16 protein-coding genes and 2 tRNA genes are annotated in these 20,661 nt (G+C 41.7%); 9 read left to right on the forward strand and 9 right to left on the reverse strand.

Going from position 1 to position 20,661, the window contains the following annotated elements; translation table 11 throughout:
- Positions 1-5: 5 nt before the first annotated feature.
- The 3 genes from DEM91_RS07310 to ccsA all read left to right on the forward strand — a co-directional run bounded on the left by DEM91_RS07310 (position 6) and on the right by ccsA (position 5,143).
- The gene (locus tag DEM91_RS07310) at positions 6-1,199 is read left to right on the forward strand and encodes an imelysin family protein (protein WP_249858455.1); all 1,194 of its coding nucleotides are present in this window, start codon (positions 6-8) and stop codon (positions 1,197-1,199) included.
- Positions 1,200-1,304: 105 nt separating this feature from the next.
- On the forward strand, positions 1,305-2,903 hold the full coding sequence (locus DEM91_RS07315) for a di-heme oxidoredictase family protein (RefSeq protein ID WP_249858456.1): 1,599 nt from the start codon (positions 1,305-1,307) through the stop codon (positions 2,901-2,903).
- Positions 2,903-5,143: a cytochrome c biogenesis protein CcsA gene (gene ccsA, locus DEM91_RS07320; protein ID WP_249858457.1), complete on the forward strand. Its 2,241-nt coding sequence runs from the start codon at positions 2,903-2,905 to the stop codon at positions 5,141-5,143. The genes DEM91_RS07315 and ccsA overlap by 1 nt, the downstream gene beginning before the upstream one ends.
- 868 nt (positions 5,144-6,011) lie before the next feature.
- Here the strand turns inward: ccsA and DEM91_RS07325 are convergent.
- The 5 genes from DEM91_RS07325 to DEM91_RS07345 form a co-directional block, all read right to left on the reverse strand.
- Positions 6,012-6,083 (reverse strand) — tRNA-Glu (locus DEM91_RS07325).
- 14 nt (positions 6,084-6,097) lie between these two features.
- Positions 6,098-6,184 (reverse strand) — tRNA-Ser (locus DEM91_RS07330).
- 125 nt (positions 6,185-6,309) lie between these two features.
- Positions 6,310-6,789, reverse strand: a complete 480-nt coding sequence (gene cdd / locus DEM91_RS07335) for a cytidine deaminase (protein WP_249858458.1) — start codon at positions 6,787-6,789, stop codon at positions 6,310-6,312.
- Complete coding sequence (locus DEM91_RS07340; RefSeq protein WP_249858459.1) at positions 6,786-8,231, reverse strand: right-handed parallel beta-helix repeat-containing protein; 1,446 nt, start codon at positions 8,229-8,231, stop codon at positions 6,786-6,788. Before DEM91_RS07340 ends, cdd begins: the two co-directional genes overlap by 4 nt.
- A 106-nt stretch (positions 8,232-8,337) precedes the next feature.
- Positions 8,338-8,976, reverse strand: coding sequence for an HAD family hydrolase (locus DEM91_RS07345; protein WP_249858460.1), 639 nt, complete (start codon positions 8,974-8,976; stop codon positions 8,338-8,340).
- Positions 8,977-9,152: 176 nt separating this feature from the next.
- Here DEM91_RS07345 and rsmG point away from each other — a divergent pair, with 176 nt between their 5' ends.
- From rsmG to DEM91_RS07365, 4 genes are all read left to right on the forward strand, one after another.
- Entirely contained in the window at positions 9,153-9,776 is a 624-nt protein-coding gene (rsmG, locus tag DEM91_RS07350) for a 16S rRNA (guanine(527)-N(7))-methyltransferase RsmG (protein WP_410525632.1), read from the forward strand.
- A gap of 41 nt (positions 9,777-9,817) precedes the next feature.
- Positions 9,818-10,462 carry an MBL fold metallo-hydrolase gene (locus DEM91_RS07355; protein ID WP_249858462.1) on the forward strand — a complete coding sequence of 215 codons (645 nt, stop codon included), beginning with the start codon at positions 9,818-9,820 and terminating at the stop codon, positions 10,460-10,462.
- A gap of 30 nt (positions 10,463-10,492) precedes the next feature.
- Positions 10,493-11,083 carry a crossover junction endodeoxyribonuclease RuvC gene (gene ruvC / locus DEM91_RS07360; protein ID WP_036926956.1) on the forward strand — a complete coding sequence of 197 codons (591 nt, stop codon included), beginning with the start codon at positions 10,493-10,495 and terminating at the stop codon, positions 11,081-11,083.
- 103 nt (positions 11,084-11,186) lie between these two features.
- Entirely contained in the window at positions 11,187-11,654 is a 468-nt protein-coding gene (locus tag DEM91_RS07365) for a hypothetical protein (protein ID WP_249858463.1), read from the forward strand.
- 14 nt (positions 11,655-11,668) lie between these two features.
- On the opposite strand, the gene DEM91_RS07370 is transcribed toward DEM91_RS07365, so the two are convergent.
- Genes DEM91_RS07370 through DEM91_RS07380 form a run of 3 tightly spaced genes read right to left on the reverse strand, consistent with a single transcriptional unit; the run spans position 11,669 to position 16,131 of the window.
- The gene (locus DEM91_RS07370) at positions 11,669-12,832 is read right to left on the reverse strand and encodes a DUF6057 family protein (RefSeq protein WP_249858464.1); all 1,164 of its coding nucleotides are present in this window, start codon (positions 12,830-12,832) and stop codon (positions 11,669-11,671) included.
- A gap of 47 nt (positions 12,833-12,879) precedes the next feature.
- Positions 12,880-14,952, reverse strand: a complete 2,073-nt coding sequence (locus DEM91_RS07375) for an alpha amylase C-terminal domain-containing protein (RefSeq protein ID WP_249858465.1) — start codon at positions 14,950-14,952, stop codon at positions 12,880-12,882.
- A gap of 45 nt (positions 14,953-14,997) precedes the next feature.
- Complete coding sequence (locus DEM91_RS07380; RefSeq protein ID WP_249858466.1) at positions 14,998-16,131, reverse strand: phosphatidylinositol-4-phosphate 5-kinase; 1,134 nt, start codon at positions 16,129-16,131, stop codon at positions 14,998-15,000.
- Positions 16,132-16,236: 105 nt separating this feature from the next.
- Between DEM91_RS07380 and kdsB the strand changes: the two genes are divergently transcribed.
- On the forward strand, positions 16,237-16,983 hold the full coding sequence (gene kdsB / locus DEM91_RS07385; RefSeq protein WP_249858467.1) for a 3-deoxy-manno-octulosonate cytidylyltransferase: 747 nt from the start codon (positions 16,237-16,239) through the stop codon (positions 16,981-16,983).
- A gap of 134 nt (positions 16,984-17,117) precedes the next feature.
- Here the strand turns inward: kdsB and DEM91_RS07390 are convergent, their stop codons facing one another.
- Positions 17,118-19,094 (reverse strand): KUP/HAK/KT family potassium transporter, encoded by a 1,977-nt coding sequence (locus DEM91_RS07390; RefSeq protein ID WP_249858468.1) that lies wholly within the window; start codon positions 19,092-19,094, stop codon positions 17,118-17,120.
- 866 nt (positions 19,095-19,960) lie between these two features.
- Here DEM91_RS07390 and DEM91_RS07395 point away from each other — a divergent pair.
- On the forward strand, positions 19,961-20,661 hold a 701-nt coding region (locus DEM91_RS07395; protein WP_249858469.1), incomplete at its 3' end, for a phage integrase SAM-like domain and Arm DNA-binding domain-containing protein.

Genomic DNA, 20,661 nt, shown 5'->3' on the forward strand with positions numbered 1-20,661 from the left:
AAAGAATGAAAAAATTATCGAACTACTGTTTCGTTGCAATTCTTAGCCTGTTTTTTTCAATGTCATTTACGGCATGTTCTGACGACAACGAAGATGACTCAAAAAAACAAGAACAGCAAAAACAGGAAGAACGCGACAAGGCGTACGCTGAAATCGTAGACGCCTTCATCCACAAAACTGTTGTGCCAACTTATGAGAAGATGGCATTAAAATCGTCTGAATTGGTAAAAGACCTAAGGGAATACCGCAAGAACCCGACTCAGACAAACCTTGACAAGGCATGTGAAGACTTCCTTGCATCGCGTATGTGGTGGGAACGCAGCGAAGCTTTCTTATTTGGAGCTGCTTCCGACTTCGGTATCGATCCACACATCGACTCTTGGCCGCTCGACCTTCCTGCACTGCAGAAGTATCTTGCAACGGCAACCAACATTGAAGACCTTGATGGCGACGATTATGACATCGCTGCACGCACAAAACTTGGTCAGGAGTTGTTGGGCTATCATGGAGTGGAGTACATTCTTTTCGAAAAAGGAAAACCACGCAAAGCAGGTTCAATAGAAGACAAATACCTCGTGTATGCCATTGCTGTGGCTGGCGATCTCCGCAACAGTTGCTGGCAACTCCTCACTTCATGGGCTGGAGAGAAATATGCTTCCAAACTGGATGCTGCACAAGTGAAACACATCATAGAAGATGTAGAGCTTGGCATCACCGTCAGTGGAGGAGAACATTCTTACGGAGAGAACATTCTGCTTGCTGGTCAACCAGGTTCACTGTACCGCTCATGGGTTGCCGCTCTACAGGAAATTGTGTCGGGATGCAATAGTATCTGTAACGAGGTTGGCACATCGAAGATTGGATCAGCACACACAGGCGAGGACATCTCATACATAGAGTCGCCATACAGCCAAATGTCCATTCATGACTTCCATAACAATATCATCTCTGTCGAGAACGTTTATTATGGTGGTATTGAGGGTAATCGCGGTGCCTCCATCCACAATTATATGGCAAAGCACAACAAGGAAATGGACATGAAAGTGACGGCAGCTATTACGAAAGCACAAACAGCCATCAAGAACATGAAAGCTCCATTTGTGCTCAACTATAAAGATGCAAGTTGCAAGGCAGCCATAGATGCTTGCAAAGAACTTGATGAGACGCTCAGTGAACTGAAGACTGAACTGAAAAAATAACAGCGTGAACACCGGTTATCAAGGTGCGACATATTTGAGTTTCAGGTGGCTAAACCACCTGAAACTCATCAGCATTTTTAGTCAACATGTTAAAACAAAAAGATTATGAAACATCACACAATCACCACAAAACAAGTACTTTCGGTAGCTGCCATGGCATTTGTATGTGTGTCGGTCATATCTTGTAAGGACAAAGATATAGACGACAACGGCAGTGGTACTGAGAGTAAGGAATTAGCGGACGAATGGTATGCTGGAGGAAAACTCGGCACAACATTCAATGCCACTGCAAGTGCGTATGAGGATCCCACACCCGCTATCGAAGAGGCAGGACTGGAATATCAGTTCAAGATGGGTGAATATTTCTTTGAACGCCCATACAACTCAAGCACACGTCCTTTCAACGGAAGAGGACCATTATACTCGCGTCCCTCATGTGAAAGCTGTCACTGCGGTTATGGACACGGATGGCGCATTACAAAGTTCGATCCAAAACAATGGGGCAATGCCACAGAGTTGGAAATATTCGGCGATGACGGTGAACTACTCTCCTTCTTCAGTCCCAAGTTCCAGGGCATGCCTCCGTTCAAGTCGTATCTCGACCCTGCAAAAGTGCAAATTACATGGAAGGAATATACCGACGACTGGGGGAACGTATTCCCAGACGGAGAGCGATACAGCCTCATATATCCTGATGTGAAAATACCAGAGGACGCCTATTATGTGAAGCCGTCACATAATGGCAAACCAGTTAACGTCAGCGACATCCACATACGCCTCAAGAACGCCATTCCTTTCTTTGGCAACGGACTGATAGGAGCCATCGATGCCGACAGTCTGTTGAAGCAGTGGCAGCGCGAAGAAGCGCATGCAAAATTAGATCCCTCAAGGTTTAAGAACGGACAATGGACTGCCATTGACTCTATTACAATGGAACCTTTCCGCTTCGGTCATTTCCTTGACCTAAGTACATTTACTTGGGATGTGCAGCACTGGGCAAACTTTAACGTTACGAGACGTGGACACACCACAATTAATGTGACCAAGGAGTATGCGCTAACCGCAAGCAAAGATCCTGATATTCAGAAAGTATTCTATCAATATTTCCCTGAATGGAAAATAACGGGCAACCCTGAAAAGGACATATATAACTATTTCACCAGTGACAAGCATCCTATTGAAATGGAAGACAACGATTACCTGAACTACATGGTATGGCTGAGGGGATTGGCTGTTCCTGCGGCACGTAACATGGATTCCCCAATCGTGCAACGTGGCAAGAAGCTCTTCAACGAAATAGGTTGTGCAACGTGTCACCGACCCATGTGGATTACGGGCAACGACCAGTTCTCTTATCCTGGCGATCTTAACATCAAACCCAACGACCCACGTCTGCCACATTATCCCAAACAAAAGATATGGCCTTACACCGATTTAGTTTCACATAGGCTGTACATGAAGAACGATGTTCGCAAAGGATGGATACGTACACCGCCATTGTGGGGCAAAGGACTTATGAAAGTATGTACAGGTCACGATGACCGACTGTACGATGCGAGAGCAAGAAATGTCATAGAGGCAATTATGTGGCATGGATGTTCAAAAGAAGGTGGCGTTTCGCATGCACGGTGGACAACAGAGAAGTTCCGCAAACTGAACAAGGACGATCGCCATGCGATAGTCAAATTTATCGAGTCTATCTGATGAAGAAACGACTAACGAATATTTCTTTCGGGCTGCTGTCATTGACTATTATAGTCTTGGCGGCAGCCTCGTTCATGGATAAGAGGTACGGCACACAACTAACACACAAGTACATCTATGGCTCGTGGGCTTTCGCTGCCCTGTGGATGATGCTTGCCATATCGTCCCTGTTTGCCATTCTGCGATACTGGCATGCGGTGATGCGTCGTTCGCTCATCTTTCTGCATGTTTCATTCGCAGTGATACTCTTAGGAGCAGGCCTGACCTTCTTAACGGGTAAACAAGGTGACATATATCTCCACAACGGACAACCAGCAAACTCGTTTATCACAAAAGACGGTAAACAGCAGCACCTGCCTTTCAATATGAAACTTTGCAAATTCAACATTGAGTACTATGCGGGTACGGATTCGCCCATGGACTTTGTCAGTCATGTTGCCTTTAGTGACGGAGACGAGCAGCAGGTATCCATGAACAACATTGCGAAAAAACAATACTATCGTTTTTATCAAAGTGGTTATGACACGGAGAGCGGCTGGGTGCATCTATACGTTTCATACGATCCGCTGGGCATCACGGTAACATACTGCGGATACGTCATGCTGCTACTGAGCATCATTGCATTTCTTGCAGACCCACGTGGCGGATTCCGAAGGACGATTAGACAGGTTATAAAGAAGGAGAGCGTCAAGGCAAAGGTGGTAGTGCTGGCTTTGCTACTACTTGTACCCATGAAGATGCTGTCCTCCAGTAATATTCCACTTCCCAAGACATTACCAACAGCGTTGGCTGAACGCTTTGGCGACCTCTATGTTTACCACTGTGGGCGCATCTGCCCCATGCAGACAATGGCAAGAGATCTAATTATTAAACTGTATGGCAGTGACAGCTACCGAGGATACACCGCCGAACAGGTACTCGTTGGATGGCTATTATACCCCACAGACTGGGTGGAACAGCCCATGATTAAGATAAGTGGAGGAAGTGTACGAAAGGCATTGAACGCAAATGGAAGGTATGTCTCATGGATGGACTACACCAGTGATACACAAGGCTTCAAACTTTCATCTCTGATAGTGCAAATGAACAAAGGCTCGCTCAGCAATAGCGAAGCACGGGATGTTGCGGCAGCGTACGAAAAATATAATATCATTGCGTCACTCATGTCAGGACAAGCCGTAAGAATGTTCCCTGTGAAAGAGGCTGGTAGTCTAAGGTGGATGGCACAAGGCGACCAACTTCCAGAAGGACTTGGACAAGATGAGTGGCTCTTCATCAAGCGCTCCACTGACTATGTGATGGAGCTTGCACTTGCACAAGACAACGCTGGAGTGGAAAAAGTCCTCCAAAAAATACGCGAATATCAACAAAAAAAGGCAGGAACAGTATTGCCATCCGACAACAGGTTCAAGGCCGAAAAGATATATAACTCACTCCAGTTCTCCTTTCCCATGGCAATATTGCTTATCGTGGCAGGCATACTGTTCTACATCATGACCGCAAGAAATCTGCTGCGCAACAAGCCACAACAACGTTCTCTCAAGCTATGTGGCACCTTGTTGCTTGCTCTGTCCGCCTGTTTCCTACTTGTGGTGATTGCGCTGAGGGGATATGTGGGAAGACACATGCCCTTGTCAAATGGCTTCGAGACCATGCAGTTCATGGCGCTTTGCATGCTTGTCATTGCATTGCCACTTGGCAAACGCATACAGTTCTTTCTCCCTTTCGGGCTCATGGCAGCTGGTCTTGCCCTCATGGTGTCCATGCTTGGCGAGCGTAATCCTCAAATCACAACGTTGATGCCCGTGCTTGCTTCACCACTGCTCAGCATACACGTCATTTTGGTCATGCTCTCCTATTCCCTCTTTGCATTCTTGTTTTTCAATGGTGTCACGGCACTCATCATGAACCGAATGGGAAGTAGTACTTCCATCCTCCATCGATTGACCGACATAAGTCGCATCATGTTGTATCCAGCCGTATTCTTGTTAGCTGTAGGAATATTCACTGGTGCCGTGTGGGCGAATGTTTCATGGGGACGATACTGGGGATGGGACCCCAAAGAAACATGGGCATTGATTACCATGCTGGTATATTCCTTGACCTTCCACGAACAGTCATTGCCAGCGTTTCGCCGTCCAATATTCTTGCATGTCTATATCGTATTGGCTTTCTTGACGGTGCTGATGACTTATTTTGGTGTGAATTACGTGCTGGGTGGGATGCACAGCTATGCCTGACAAAGACAACCGCCTTCCTACATCCGCTTATGAGGATAAGGCAAGATATCGCTTATTTTAGAATGCCTTTAGTGAGATAAAATAAAGGGTCTGAAATAAGCGATTGTTATATTGCACTGTGTATGGCAAAGCAGGAAGTCTCACCCGACCCTGTTGATGTACATTTTGTAAAATGGCACTTTCGTTTAAGTGGGATTTTATATAATGCAAGCTATCAAAAACACTGTGTTTGTAACATAAATGGAACGTTGCAATGGAGACGAATTAATGCTGAATTTTCTTTACAAAACGCCTCTCATAATTCGCATAAAAACAACCAACAGCAAAGTTGGTCGCAAATACGCGAATTATGAGCGAGGTTTGTAATTTGTTGTGATTGAATTCATTACGTTTATGATGTCGCTTTTCTTGCCTGTTTTTACCATCTTTTGGGGATTAAAGCATTGAGATAAGCCTGCAATTTGCATGCTTTAATGCGGTTGAAGCATGTGAATAATGCCTCTAATGCATGTTTCCAAGAGCGTTAATTCAATATTTCAACGTGGAGAGACGTCGATTTTGTTAAAATCAGGACATTTTTGTTGAGCGTTTGCCTATTAAATTTTTCTATTTTGAAGATTTTAGATGGCCGTTTTTTGGTAAAATAACAGGACAAAAACCTCGGACGCCTACGCCAAAAATCAACTGTTTCTGATATAGGATTTACGCAGCCACAGAAATGAAGAGAGGCGACCATGACAGCACAAACAAAACGGTCAGAAGACAGGATTTACATAAAATTTCATAAATGTTGAATCGATATTGAACCAATGAGCTATTATAAATGTTCAATTGATTGATTCCAAATACATCAAAAATGTGATGATAGTAGTCGGTACGAGAATCGAACTCGTATGCCAAGATTGAGAATCTTGTATCCTAACCGTTAGATGAACCGACCGATTAATGATAGAGCGGAAGCGGGGGGATTCGAACCCCCGGTACGGTAACCCGCACGTCAGTTTAGCAAACTGGTGGTTTCAGCCACTCACCCACACTTCCTTTAGTGCTGCCTCGTCATGAACTAATGTTCACAAATGCGGTTGCAAAGGTAACGCTTTATTTCATATTCTAAAAGACAAGGCCTTCAAAAAGCATACATTTTAATTTTTATTAACAAGCATCTTTTAATGCATATTTTCGTCAATGAAAGAAAGTGGCAGAAGGTCTTTGATGCTATCTATACTATAAATTTTGTTTGTACCATAAAGAAGTATTCTCACTGGCTGGCGATACCTGTCTTCAATCTCCAAGATTACCTGTCGACAAGCGCCACAAGGTGTAATGGGTTCGGCAAGTAACCCCTTGTCATTCTTTGCCGCAATGGCGAGTGTAAGTATCGGTTCTTTAGGGAAATTTGCCTGTGCGGCAAACACTGCCGTGCGCTCTGCACACAGTCCGGAGGGGAAAGCGGCATTTTCTTGGTTGGCACCTATGACTATTTTCCCATTCGCCAATCTCACTGCTGCACCAACATAGAAATGACTATAGTTGGCATAGGCATGATTTGTTGCGTCAATAGAGGCACGTATCAATTCCTGATCTTCGATGGACAACTCCTCTAATTGCCATTCATGAATGGTGATATCCAAATTTATTTTCTTCATTGTTGTTTGGGTTTGATATATTCAAAAGCGCCGATGTCGGGACTTTTTCCTCTTTCTGCGCCCTTACGGTCTTTTAGCGGACTCCCTACTTGCGTTGCTTTATCTATTGCCAAAGAGGTTTCTCTCAGTTCAAAATTATATTTTAAGCTATCTGTATCAACGGTCTTAAAGTTTTTAGCGCCTGCCAAAAGTGTATCGTTCACATTCTCGAAAATCACATTGGTGAAATGAAGACTGTCTTCTGGCGTTTTTATCGAAGTTCGCAGTAAGCAGGATTCAAAATGAAATTTCAAGGGAAAGGCACTATCAGCGGTGGGTTTCAATATCTCATTGTTAGCATAGCCCGTTATTAGCGTGTTCGTGCATTTGAACAATGAGACAGGAAAGTGTTTCGTATCAATGTGTAAAGCAACGCCTCGTTTGGCGTCAAAGGGATAAAATTGAGCTAATGTACAAGCCATCAGCTCTACTTCTCCCCCATCGAGATAGACACAATCGTTGAGCGTATTAGAGAAAAGTGTATTGACGGCTGTCCATTTCGCATGTCGGCTATTAACGCCATAGCCTTGACAGTTATGAATCGTGGAGGATGCGATTGACAGTGTTTCACGAGCAATATCCGTAGAATCGATGGTGATACCATTGAAAGCACCATGAATATCCACATACTTCAGTTGGTTATCGAATGAGGAAGAAAAGTAATGTATCCCTTGCCATTGACCGCTTAGACGGTCATAAGGCAGGTAATCAAACATCGCATCCAAACGACTTCCTCGAAGAACAACATTGTGCACAGCTGTCCCTTCGACAATTAACCTTCCGTAAACATCTATACCAGCATTGTGATTAAAATACAAGGTTGTACCTTCTTGAATGGTGAGCGTTGCAGTACTATCGACTGTTATGCCGTTCTTTACAAGAATAGGACGTTCAGACGCAATGACCGTGTCACGTGATATATGGAGCTGGTTCAACTGAATTGCATCCCATGAATAGACGCTTAAATGAACCTTTTGTACCTTTCCACTTTCCAAAGTAAACAGCAAAGCATCCTCCACTTGCTTGGCATCTTGCTGATGATTAACGGGTGGGGTCACTTCCACATAAACACGAATGCTATCCCCATTGCGAACTTCAATATCAGACGTTTGATATCCCACCTCCTTTCCTAAGTAAATGCCATCGACATTCACACGAAAACCCGTTTGATTACCACGGTCGAGACGAACATTTGAACATTTAATACCCGCCCCAGAACGATTATATATCCAAAAAGATTTGGCAGATGAAGGCACATTTGAGAAGACTGTATCCAACTGAATACTATCGTTTTCAAAAGATAATGTAAATTCTGACGACGAAGAAAAATAATCTTCATCGTTACAAGCCGTAAAGCCAATAATAACAAACAGCAGCAATAAGCCACAATATCGAATATTCATTACTTATGAAACGTAAAAACAGCTTGATTATTTTAACCTTAAGTATTTTCTTTCTGGTTAATCATCTTTCCAAACAACCAAAACACCATGCACATAAAAATGTCACTTACCCAAACATAGAGTGAAACTTTGGATAATCTAATCCCTTGAAATGAGGAATGACGACGTCACACAGAGAGGAAATTTCAGATGCAGGAAGTGTGGTCGAAAGCCCACAAACTGTCATGTTTGCAGCCTTAGCAGCTTTCAATCCGTTGATGCTATCTTCAAAAACAACACATTCAGAGACAGGAACTTGGAAGTTGGCGGCAGCTTGGAGATAGCCATCTGGGTGGGGTTTGCTTTTAAGAAAGTCTTCACTCGTTAGAATTTTATCGAACAACCGTCCAAACTCGGGATGATTTCGATACACGTTTTTCATCTTCGCTAAATTACTACTTGTGACAACAGCCGTATTGATTTGGTGCTGACGCAAATCCTCAATAAATTCTTTTACCCCTAAGATATAATGATATTGCATTTCTCGCTCATATTCATTGATACGATTGGTTATCGAACATTGAACCGCATCGTTATTTCTAAAATACATTTTGAAAATCTGAACCAAGGTTTGACCTTTGATACGATGTGCAAAATGCTTTAATTCGGGGTAATATTCCTCTCCTATTTGGTCCCATAGAATTGTATATTGAGGCTCTGTATCCAGAATAACTCCATCTAAATCAAAAAGTGCGGTTGTGTACATTTTTACCTTATTTAATAAGTTGATATGCCAAAGGTACAAAAAATATTCGTATTTTTGCAAAAGTTATTTATTGGTTATTATAGCTCTCGGTAGTAATGGCATGCCTTTTCAGGAAAGAATGAATAAGGAAGAATCATCAAATAATAACAAGTCAAGTTACCACATATCACCCATCACTGATGCAAATTATAAGCAAATACTTCTCTTCGCTAACAGAGACACAAACCAAACAATTTAGCATGCTCCAAGATTTATATAATGACTGGAATGCAAAGATTAATGTGATATCCCGAAAAGATATTCAACAGCTATACGAGCATCATGTGTTACATTCTTTGGCCATCGCAAAATTCATCTGTTTTAAGAGTGAAACAAACATCTTAGACTTTGGAACTGGCGGAGGATTTCCAGGTATTCCGCTCGCCATATTGTTTCCAGAATGTCGCTTTACACTCATTGATGGAACAGGAAAGAAGATTCGAGTGGCTCAAGAAGTTGCTACCGCGATAGGTCTCAAGAATGTTGAAACAAAACATATCAGAGGGGAAGAAGAAAAGGGGAAATATGATTTTGTGGTTAGCAGAGCGGTGATGCCTTTACCAGAGTTGATTAAAATTGTGAGAAAGAACATCGCTAAACAACAAAAGAATGTGCTTCCCAATGGGATTATCTGCCTAAAAGGAGGTAGCTTAGCAGACGAACTTAAACCTTTCTCAAATATAGTTCAAGTAACCGAAATCTCTAATTGGTTTACAGAAGAGTGGTTCCAAACGAAACAAGTTGTGTATCTACCACTTTAATTATTTAGAAAGAACCCCTAATTTTACAAAAGAAAATCTATATGATACAAGTACACAGCCTTGCGTGTAATATGCTACAAGAGAATTGCTACATCATTCATGACGAATCAAAAGAATGCGTCATTATTGATTGTGGCGCTTTTTATGAACAAGAAAGAAGCGCAATCCAACAATATATAAGCAAAAATCAACTTCAACCTGTACAGTTAATTGGTACGCATGGACACATTGACCATCACTTTGGAAATGCTTTTCTCCACAAAGAATATGGACTCTTGCCAACTATTCACCAAGCAGACAAGTTTTTAATGGAGCGGTTGAACGAGCAAGCAGAATATTTTGCAGGAGTACATTTAACAGAACAAATGCCAATGCCTAAAACTTACTTCTCTGAAGATGACAAGATTTCGTTCGGTTCACATACATTTACCATACTTGAGACACCCGGTCATTCGCCAGGAAGTGTGTTCTTTTACTGTGCAGAGGAAAACATTGCCTTTTCGGGAGATACACTTTTCCATTACTCCATTGGCAGGACAGATTTGGAAGGTGGCTCCATGTTTCAAATGATACAAAGCCTTAGAATGATTTCTCAACTACCAGACATGACCAAAATCTACCCCGGTCATGGTGTCCCGACAACAATTGGTACAGAAATTGCAGGTAATCCATACATGGATCGATAATATTTACTTAGTGATTTGCAATATTTGGAGATGAAACACTCACAACAGACAGCAGCTGATAAAATAATACTGGGAATAGACCCTGGCACGAATGTGATGGGGTATGGTGTATTAAGAATTGTCAAGGGGAAGCCCTCTATGCTTGCTATGGGTGTTATCGACATGCGAAAGACTGGTGATCCGTATCTTAAATTAGGGCATATATTCGAACGTGTCACTGGCATTATTGACGAATATCTACCTGACGAAATGGCAATAGAAGCACCATTTTTTGGAAAGAATGTACAGTCGATGCTCAAATTAGGCCGAGCACAGGGGGTTGCCATTGCTGCTGCGATTCAGCATGACATTCCAATTCATGAGTATGCCCCACTAAAAATAAAGATGTCTATTACAGGGCAGGGGCAAGCAAGTAAAGAACAAGTGGCAGGAATGTTACAGCGCCTTTTGAAAATAGATGCGCAAGAAATGCCAAGTTTCATGGATGCAACGGACGCATTGGGAGCTGCTTATTGTCATTTTATGCAATTAGGCAAGCCAATTACCGATGTGCATTATGGAGGATGGAAAGATTTTGTAAACAAAAATAAGGAAAGAATATCAGCAGGGAAATCTATCTAAACGCAAATGTGTTGAGGATTTGAACCTCTGAAAACAATGACAGACGAAAGTCTTGTATCAAAGAATTCAATTCATAAATTTACATATACAAATATTTTAAGTGATGAAAAAAATTATTATGCTTTTAGCTTTGACCTGTTTATTCACAGTAAAAGCTACATCTCAAGAAATCTATAAAGAAGTAAATCGGATTATGCACCACGCTGAGGCGATAAAAAAAGACACCTCCAAAGACATTGAAGAAAGAAAAGTTGCAACGTTCAAGGTTGACGCTATTTTCTATCTTCTCACAAAGGCTGCACAAACTGACGGGTTCACTGAATTTGAACTTGGCAAACAAACCAATGCCATGATTGATTTTGTGAATAGTTACATCAAACGATTGTCCAACTCTTCTAAGAAAGCGGATAAGGAAATACTCATGGCAAAATTTAGAAATGCCACGATTCAAAATCCTTTATTCAACGATCCAGATAAAGAGGTGACACGTGCCTATGTAGACAACAACAAATATATCACTCAATTTTCTATTGATACGGATTGGGTGAAGGCGTACAATATGGTAAAATAAGCACCTTATTAGTATTATCCGTTGGAAGAATATTGGTAGTAATACCAATAAGTCTTACCATAAATGTCCCGCACTTTGGTTTTTCTCACTAAGGTGTTGGGATATTTTTTTGCGATAGTTTGATAGTCCTCATAGTCAGCATCCATCACATTATTAGTATAAGTCACAGCTGGTTGGGAGCGAAGGTGCGTATAAAGTATTAAAGCTTCTCTATAATGTTTTGGAAGATTGGCGTTGATTTCATAATACTTCGGCAACAACTTCACGAAATCATCCAGTCGCTTATCCAACAGATAGGCACACAGCAAATAATCACCTATGGCAGATTTTCCTAAATGATGTCGTTCTAAGAACTCTAAATAAGGCACAACTTTCATGGATGACATCATGGACTTCCCTAAATAATGCTGAATTTCATTGGTTGGTAACATCAGCATTTTGACACTCTCTCCGTTTGGCAGCAACGCTTCTGAACCGCCTTGCAATGGATATTCAAATAAATCTTCACCTAATCTTTTTACTTTAGAGAGCGCATAAGCACGAAGCATCACCAAACTTGAGTCTGTGTGCAGCGAATTTTCTCCTACCTTCAGCGCATCTTCGAATCGATGTTCATGTATGGCTACTTCCATTTTGGCTCGATAATGGTAGAGTTTATCATGATTACTAAAGGTGCAGACCATACAAAACATGACCACCAAAGACAACAAGTTAATCCACATCGGACGAGACAAGACATTGTACGATGCTTGAGTTACCTTATATGAAACCTTTTGTTTTAAGTACCTTAATGCAAAGAAGCACAGAAGTAACAAAAGCGGAATTACCCACCACCAAGCCCCAAGAGCAGAATGATGATAGATTTTCTCTGTATCTATATCTGTTAAAGCCGTAAGAAGTAACAACGAGGGAAAAAAGGTAAGCACATATCCTATCCTTGATAATCTAAAAAACCAAAAGATACTGATGTGTAAAAGATATAAGACAACTGTAATGAGTATCGCTCCAATTGTTTTATCATAATACGTCTGTCCGTCAGATAGCACGTGCTGCGTAACCGCCAACACATCACATTGATACGAAAACAGATAAATAAAAGTAAAACAACAGAACACCACACTGCACAAAATACATGGCAGCAACGATTTTTTCTGATTTGGAATATGATAGGTAGCCAATGTCTTAATTTCTATAATGGTTTAATGCGATGCGCCAAAACGATCTCTTAGTCTTTCCTCAATACCATTGCACACCGTGCAGGTATATACAATTTCAACCACTCCTTTTTCTCGCTTTGATACAAGGCATCAAAAACTGTGAGGTGTTCTACGCTATCATCATTCAGTCCATTGCCACCAAATGCTGGCGCATCCGTATTCAGCACAACCCGATATGAGCCTGGAGGAGTCAGGAATCCATAATCAACATAGGATTGAGTGGGTGAGAAGTTGAAAACAAAAACAAGATCTCCACGCATAAAACACAAGATTTGATCGCCATCCTGATGCCATATTTCTTTTATTTCCTTCTGTTGATAATTCTTTTCTGATTTCAACAACTGAATCATCGCTTTGTCAAAGTCGCCTAAATAATGGTATCCTAATTCTAAATTATCCACCAAATTCCATTGTCGCTTCGCATATTGATAGCTCCACCCATTTCCTTCACGTGGAAAATCTATCCACTCGGGGTGTCCAAACTCATTTCCCATAAAGTTAAGATAACCACCATTTATCGTGGAAGCGGTCATCAATCGAATCATTTTATGAAGAGCTATCCCTCGATGAACTACTGCATTTTCATCACCTTTCTTGAAATGCCAGTACATATCAGCATCTATCAGGCGGAAAATAATTGTCTTGTCTCCCACCAATGCCTGGTCGTGACTTTCACAATAGGAAATCGTTTTTTCGTCTGCCCTACGATTTGTCACTTCCCAGAAAATAGAACTGGGCTTCCAATCTTCGTCTTTCAGCTCTTTGATTGTCTTGATCCAAAAGTCTGGAATATTCATTGCCATGCGGTAGTCAAATCCATAACCACCACTCGAAACAGGAGCTGCTAACCCTGGCATACCGCTTACCTCTTCAGCAATGGTGATAGCATGGGGGCGAACTTGATGTATCAAAAGATTTGCAAGTGTAAGATAGCAAATGGCATTGCCGTCTTGATGTCCGTTAAAATAATCTCCGTAGTTGGTAAAAGCTTCCCCAAGCCCATGACTATAATAAATCATAGAGGTGACACCATCAAACCGAAATCCATCAAAATGGAACTCTTCCAGCCAGTATTTACAATTTGATAATAAGAAATGGATGACTTCATCCCTGCCATAGTCAAAGCATAAGCTGTCCCATGCTGGATGTTCACGCCGACTGCCTGAAAGGAAATACTGGTTAGGGTCACCTGCCAAATTTCCCAAACCCTCTAACTCATTTTTGACAGCATGACTATGCACAATATCCATAATCACAGCAATGCCGTGCTGATGGGCTGTGTCAATAAGGTCTTTGAGTTCTTCTGGCGTTCCATATCTTGAAGATGGAGCGAAAAAAGAACTGACGTGATAACCAAAAGAGCCGTAATAAGGATGCTCCTGTATCGCCATAATCTGTATGCAGTTATATCCATCCGCCACAATACGAGGCAATACGTTCTCCTTAAATTCTGTGTACGTCCCCACTTTTTCTGCATCTTGTGCCATTCCTATGTGGCACTCATAGATGAACAGTGGTCCGTTGACAGCTTTATACCCTTTGTCTTTCCACTCATAGTCCGTCTCTGGACTCCATACTTGTGCCGAGAAAATAGAGGTCTTTGAATCCTGTACTACCCGAGTTGCCCACGCTGGAATGCGCTCTCCCTTTCCTCCATTCCAGTAAACGTGCATTTTGTACAACTGACCATGCTGTATGGCATCCAACGGTAATTGGAGTTCCCAGTTCCCAGTACCTTCTATACGATGCGCTTGATAAGTACTCAACTCTTGCCAGTCATTAAAATCGCCCACCAAATAAAGTGCTGTAGCATTGGGAGCCCACTCTCTGAAAACCCAACCATCTTGTGTGCGATGCAATCCAAAATAGAGATAACCAGACGCAAAGTCGCTCAGTGTACTTTTTCCTTGTCGCGTGAGCCTTTTTTCGGTAGCCAATGCAAACTCATATCTTCCCCTGATTGCCGTTTCATAAGGCTCTAAGTAGGGGTCGTTTTTGATTAACTCCAATGGCTTCATCTGATAGCCATGTAACGCAGACTGCTTCAAAACTCTCTTTTTTTGACTCGTTTCTTTTTTCATCGTTAATCAAATTCTTATTTTAAGGTAATACGACAATTTATTTTATCAGTTTACATAGCGACGTCCCTGCTCATAGCGTCCCTGCGTAATAACTTTTCCATTGCGGTCTTTTTCTACAAACTTTCCATCTCTTCGGTCGTCAACGTAAGAGCCTTCAAATCGTTTGCCGTCTTTGGTTTCTTCAATTGCAGGGCCATTACGTTTTCCGTTTTTGTACATCCCTTTGTATTTACTACCATCGGCATAGTGGATAATCACTTCTCCATCCACCTTTCCTTTCTTAAAGTTACCTTCAAAGACATCGCCATTTTTCTTCGTCAGTTTTCCTTTACCATTTTGCTGGTCGTTCTTCCAGTAGCCTGTATATCTATCACCGTTTTTCCATGTCATTGTTCCCAAGCCATCTCGTTCTCCCGACTTAAATGTCCCCGTATATTTATCGCCATTGGCAAGTCTGAAGATGCCCTCTCCCGTTCGTTCTCCCTGCACATATTGCCCTTCATATAAGTCGCCATTTTGAAATTTATAGATGCCTTTTCCGTCCTGAATGTCTCCTTTCCAGTCGCCCGAATATACATCACCATCTGCATACTTGTAGACGCCTTTGCCTTCTCGAACGTTGTTCAACCATTGACCGTCGTACGAAGAACCGTCCCCCCAATAAAAGACTCCTTTGCCATTTTTCTCATCATTCTGCCACTGTCCTTTATAATAAGCGCCAGTGGAAAAGACATAGGTTCCCTTTCCTTGTCTCTTATCCTGATACCAAGAGCCTTCATACTTGTCACCATTATAATAGTACATGATGCCATGTCCCTGTTGATAATCTCGAAACCATAGCCCCACATATTTATTATTGTTGGCAAAATAATAAGTACCACGACCATGTTGTTGGTTTTGAAACCACTGTCCTTCATACTTCTCACCATCTGCAAAAGTGTATATGCCATAACCTTGGCGTTTTCCTTTCACAAATTCCCCTTCATATGTATTCCCATTTTGATACTTTACGCTACCCTTTCCCTGAGGTTTTCCCGCAGACATTTCTCCTTTATATTGTCCCGTAATTCGGTTTGAGCCCTGTCCTTCTGAGATTGTACAAGAGCCTAAAGTTAATTTTTGAGCAAAAACTTGAAAAGGTAATATGAATAAAATAAGAGATAATAGTCCTTTTTTCACTTTCAAATATAATTTAGTAAGATTTTCAAAAGTACTTATTTTTGACGAAACGGCAAAGACTATTAGTAAAATTTAGTAACTTTGTACTTTCAAAACTAAGACATCATGAAATTCATTGGCATCATTCCAGCACGATATTCGTCTACTCGTTTTCCCGGTAAACCACTGGCTTTGCTCAACCACAAGCCCGTTATCCAACATGTGTACGAACAAGTTTCCGCCGTGTTGCATGAAACCTACGTTGCCACAGACGACCAGCGCATTTACGACACCGTCTTATCTTTTGGCGGAAAAGCGGTTATGACCAGTAAAAATCACCAAAGCGGAACCGACAGAATACAAGAGGCGGTAGAGATATTACAACCTACCTGTGATGTCATCTTAAATATACAGGGTGACGAACCCTTTATACAAAAAGAACAAATCGCTTCACTATGTCAATGTTTTGACGATTCTAATACACAGATTGCAACGTTGGGTAAACCGTTTGAAAATCAAAAAGCCGTTGAAAACCCCAACTCTCCGAAGATTGTACTTAACAATCAGGGATATGCCATGTATTTTTCACGTTCGGTCATTCCTTTTATTCGCAATAAAAACAACGAACAGTGGTTTGTGCAATTTCCATTTTTAAAACACTTGGGCGTTTACGCTTATCGCAAAGAGGTGTTGAAGCAAATCACTCAACTTCCACAATCATCTTTAGAATTGGCAGAAAGTTTAGAACAATTACGTTGGTTGCAGAATGGTTATCGCATCAAGGTGGCAATCACGAATATAGACACCATTGGCATCGACACACCAGAAGACCTGCAAAGAGCAGAACGGTTCCTTGCCAACAAACAAGACTGAAGTTAGCCAACCTTCATATTATAGCTTTTTATTGCCAAGATATGTGAGAAAGTGGATAGGTTGTTCATTCTTCAGTTATCTGTTCATGAACAATCATTTTTCGCTCTCCTTCATGCAACTTCCTTATAGCCAGTTCATTTAACGTCACCGTTGTTGTCAATTCGGCGGATGACACGTTGGCGATGAGGCTTCACCACCAATGGCACATTTTCGATGAACACATTACTTGTATCAAGCCCTAACGCATGTGTCATGCTTAGTTTTATGTGCGAAATGAGCGAATATAATCCCATGATAATGCGCTCTTTCTGAGAGAAGTGATTGAGAGCTGCATAAATTCGATTAATGATGACAAAGGTAAAATTGGCAGGAATGTGATGCTTCCTGAGCGATGGATAGCTGCTGTCGATTGTAAACTCTTTGCGAGCCACTAACTCCTCTATAATTTGCCGAAAATAAAGATTCACCAAGGGTTGTATGCGAAATCCTAAATTCAAATTGATGCGATAGAGCGTATCAGGGATAAGAGTGGTAAACTCATATTCAAGCGTTGAAGGCTCATCCTGATAATTGATGTGCAATAATATATAGTGGTCGGCTCGAACGGGGTGCTTGTGGATGATAGAATATAGAATTTTTTGTTCTATTTCGTAGGTTCCAGAAAGCTTGCTAAGATAGACTATGTTTGTATTAGACTTAGCAATAGTGGTATCTTTCTTAATATCAGAAATAACGTCATACCAATCTCTTACATCACGTACGTTGACCTGCTGCCCCCGAATAAGGCGCGCATTGTACCATACATACATCACAGAGAACATGACACCAGCCATGAGCATCGTTACCCATCCGCCATGAACAAACTTGAACATGTTGGCAATAAAGAAAATCCCTTCAATTCCTACAAAAAAGATGACAAAGGGCAGAATCAACAAGGGTGACACCCTACGCATATGCAAATAGGCAAAAAGCAGGAAGGTGGTCATGAGCATCGTTATAGTAATGGCTAAGCCGTAGGCAGCCTCCATATTTTCTGAGTTTTGGAAAAACAGAATGACGAGAACGCAAAGCACATAGAGAGCCATATTTACAAAAGGGACATACAGTTGACCTTTAACGTCGGTAGTGTATTTTATCTTCTGTCGGGGCCAAAACTTCAAATTCATTGCCTCACTGAAAATAGTGAACGAACCACTAATAAGAGCTTGACTGGCAATGACGGCTGCAATTGTCGCCATGATAATGCCAAAAAACAGGATACTGTGGGGCATGATTGCGAAGAAAGGGTTGATACCAGGAACAAGACTGTCAACATGACTGATAATCCACGCACCTTGCCCTAAGTAGTTGAGGATGAGCATCAATTTAACAAACGCCCAACTCACACGTATGTTTTGTGCGCCACAATGACCAAGGTCGGAATAAAGAGCCTCAGCTCCCGTAGTACACAGGAAAACAGCGCCAAGAATAAGAAACCACTTAGGGTCGTGCACTAATAGCTCTATCGCATAATATGGATTGAATGCCTTGAGTATGGGCAGGAAATCAGCGATGTGACCAATGCCTAACACGCCCATCATGGCAAACCATACGAACATAAGGGGTCCAAAAAACCGACCAATAGCATTTGTACCAAACTGTTGTATGGCAAACAACACCGTAATGATGCAAAGACAAATGGGTACAGTAGGCGTACTGGGTTCGTAAACTTTCAATCCCTCAATGGCAGACAGCACCGTAATCGACGGTGTAATAACGCCATCAGCAACCAACGTACTCGCCCCAATGATAGCCAACAGGTAAAGCCATTTTGGACTATGTCGCTTGATAAGCGCATACAGAGCCAAGATACCTCCTTCGCCTTTGTTATCGGCACGAAGCGCAATAAGCACGTATTTAACCGTAGTTTGTAGCGTCAACGTCCAAATAATACAAGATACAGCACCTATGATATATTGGGCATTGATGGCACTACCTGCCGTAACAATCGCCTTCATGACATACAGTGGCGAAGTACCAATGTCGCCAAAAACAATACCTAACGTTACGACAACACCTATGAAACTCAAACCACCATGCGTCACACGCTTGTCATCAGGAGAAAGTACCATATAGAATACAAGTTAGTTCTACTTCAAAATTTGGCAGCAAATATACTAAAAAAACAGAACCAACAATTTTTTGTCATTTTAATTTTCACGATTTTCACACCTATTACGAAAAGATAGATAGACTGCTGCGCATACAATTGTGCAGGTTCGAAATCAGAGGAGATTCAACCCATTGTATGAACCCTGTTAAAACGTATGGTTAAGCGCCTTGTCACGATGGGACAACAAAGCCCGCACTCTGTCGATCACGGTTCTTTCTCTGAGTGATATTTGTACGACGAAAAACGTCTCAAAAATAGCATTAGAACAATTGATGTCACGTTGCATGGAAGGAAAATAAATACTGAATTTTCTTTACAAAGTGCCTCTCATAACTCGCGTGTAGACAACCAACGTCAAAGTTGGTCGCAAATACGCGAGTTATGCGAAAGTTTTATAACCTCTTGTTATTAAACTTGTTACGTTTAACTCTGCTCTTTTTCTTCCTGTTTTCATCCTTTTTTAGCGATTGAAGCATTGAGATAAGCCTACAATTTGCATGCTTTAATGCTGTTATAGTATGTGAATAAGCGTGCAACTAATCAGCGAAAATGAAGAAATATCGAAGTTGGTGTAAACTGACTGATAATGAGTAGGAAACGGAATAATTTGCATAGAAGTGCTCTTTTCAAAAAGAGTTATAATATGCAGATTTAGGCAGAAGTTCAGTTACCAAACCGTTACCCGAATTTGCCATAGGTAACGATGGAACAATGTTCGGTAACTGAATTATTTTTACTCGTGTGGCTGTTGCTGCGGTCGGCAGTTTTCTGCGTAAGTGAGGAACGCTTTGAATTTGGTAATTTTGCCACAAAACATCAAAGCGTATGAAAACAGAAAAAATGAAGGTGTTGCTCTACCTCAAAAAGAGTGGTCTGGACAAGTCGGGTAAAGCTCCGATTATGGGGCGCATTACCATCGGGCGTTCCATCGCACAGTTCAGTTGCAAGCTCTCCTGCAATCCTGACGTGTGGAATCCCCGTGAGAGCAGAATGGACGGAAAAAGTCGTGAGGCGGTGGAGGTGAATGGCAGGTTGGAGAACTTGCTGCTGTCCATTCAGTCAGCTTATCAGTCTTTGCTTACAAGAGATTGCCCATTTGACGCAACCGATGTGAAGGAACAGTTTCAAGGCAGTGTGCAGACACGATGCATGCTCATCGAAAGGCTTGATATGCTCATAAAAGAGAAAGAAAGTCATATCGGCGTAGACATCAGAAAAGAGTCAATGGCAAGCTATCACTCCACGAAAATCCACTTGCAGGAGTTCATCCAAAAGAAGTATAAGGTTTCTGACTTAGCTTTCTCACAACTGACAGAGAACTTCATCCATGAGTTTCAGCAGTACTTCTTGGGAGAGTGTGGATTTCAGGAAAGCTCATTCTACAATATCGCTACCCATTTGAAAACAGTTTGCAGGCTGGCTTACCGTGAGGGGTTGGCAGACATCCTACTTTTCGACAAAGTCAAAATCAGCAAGGGTAACAAGAAACTCCCCAAAGCACTTGACAGAGGGGCATTTGAGAAGTT

This window comes from Prevotella sp. TCVGH, from assembly GCF_023522295.1.
Lineage (GTDB): Bacteria > Bacteroidota > Bacteroidia > Bacteroidales > Bacteroidaceae > Prevotella > Prevotella timonensis.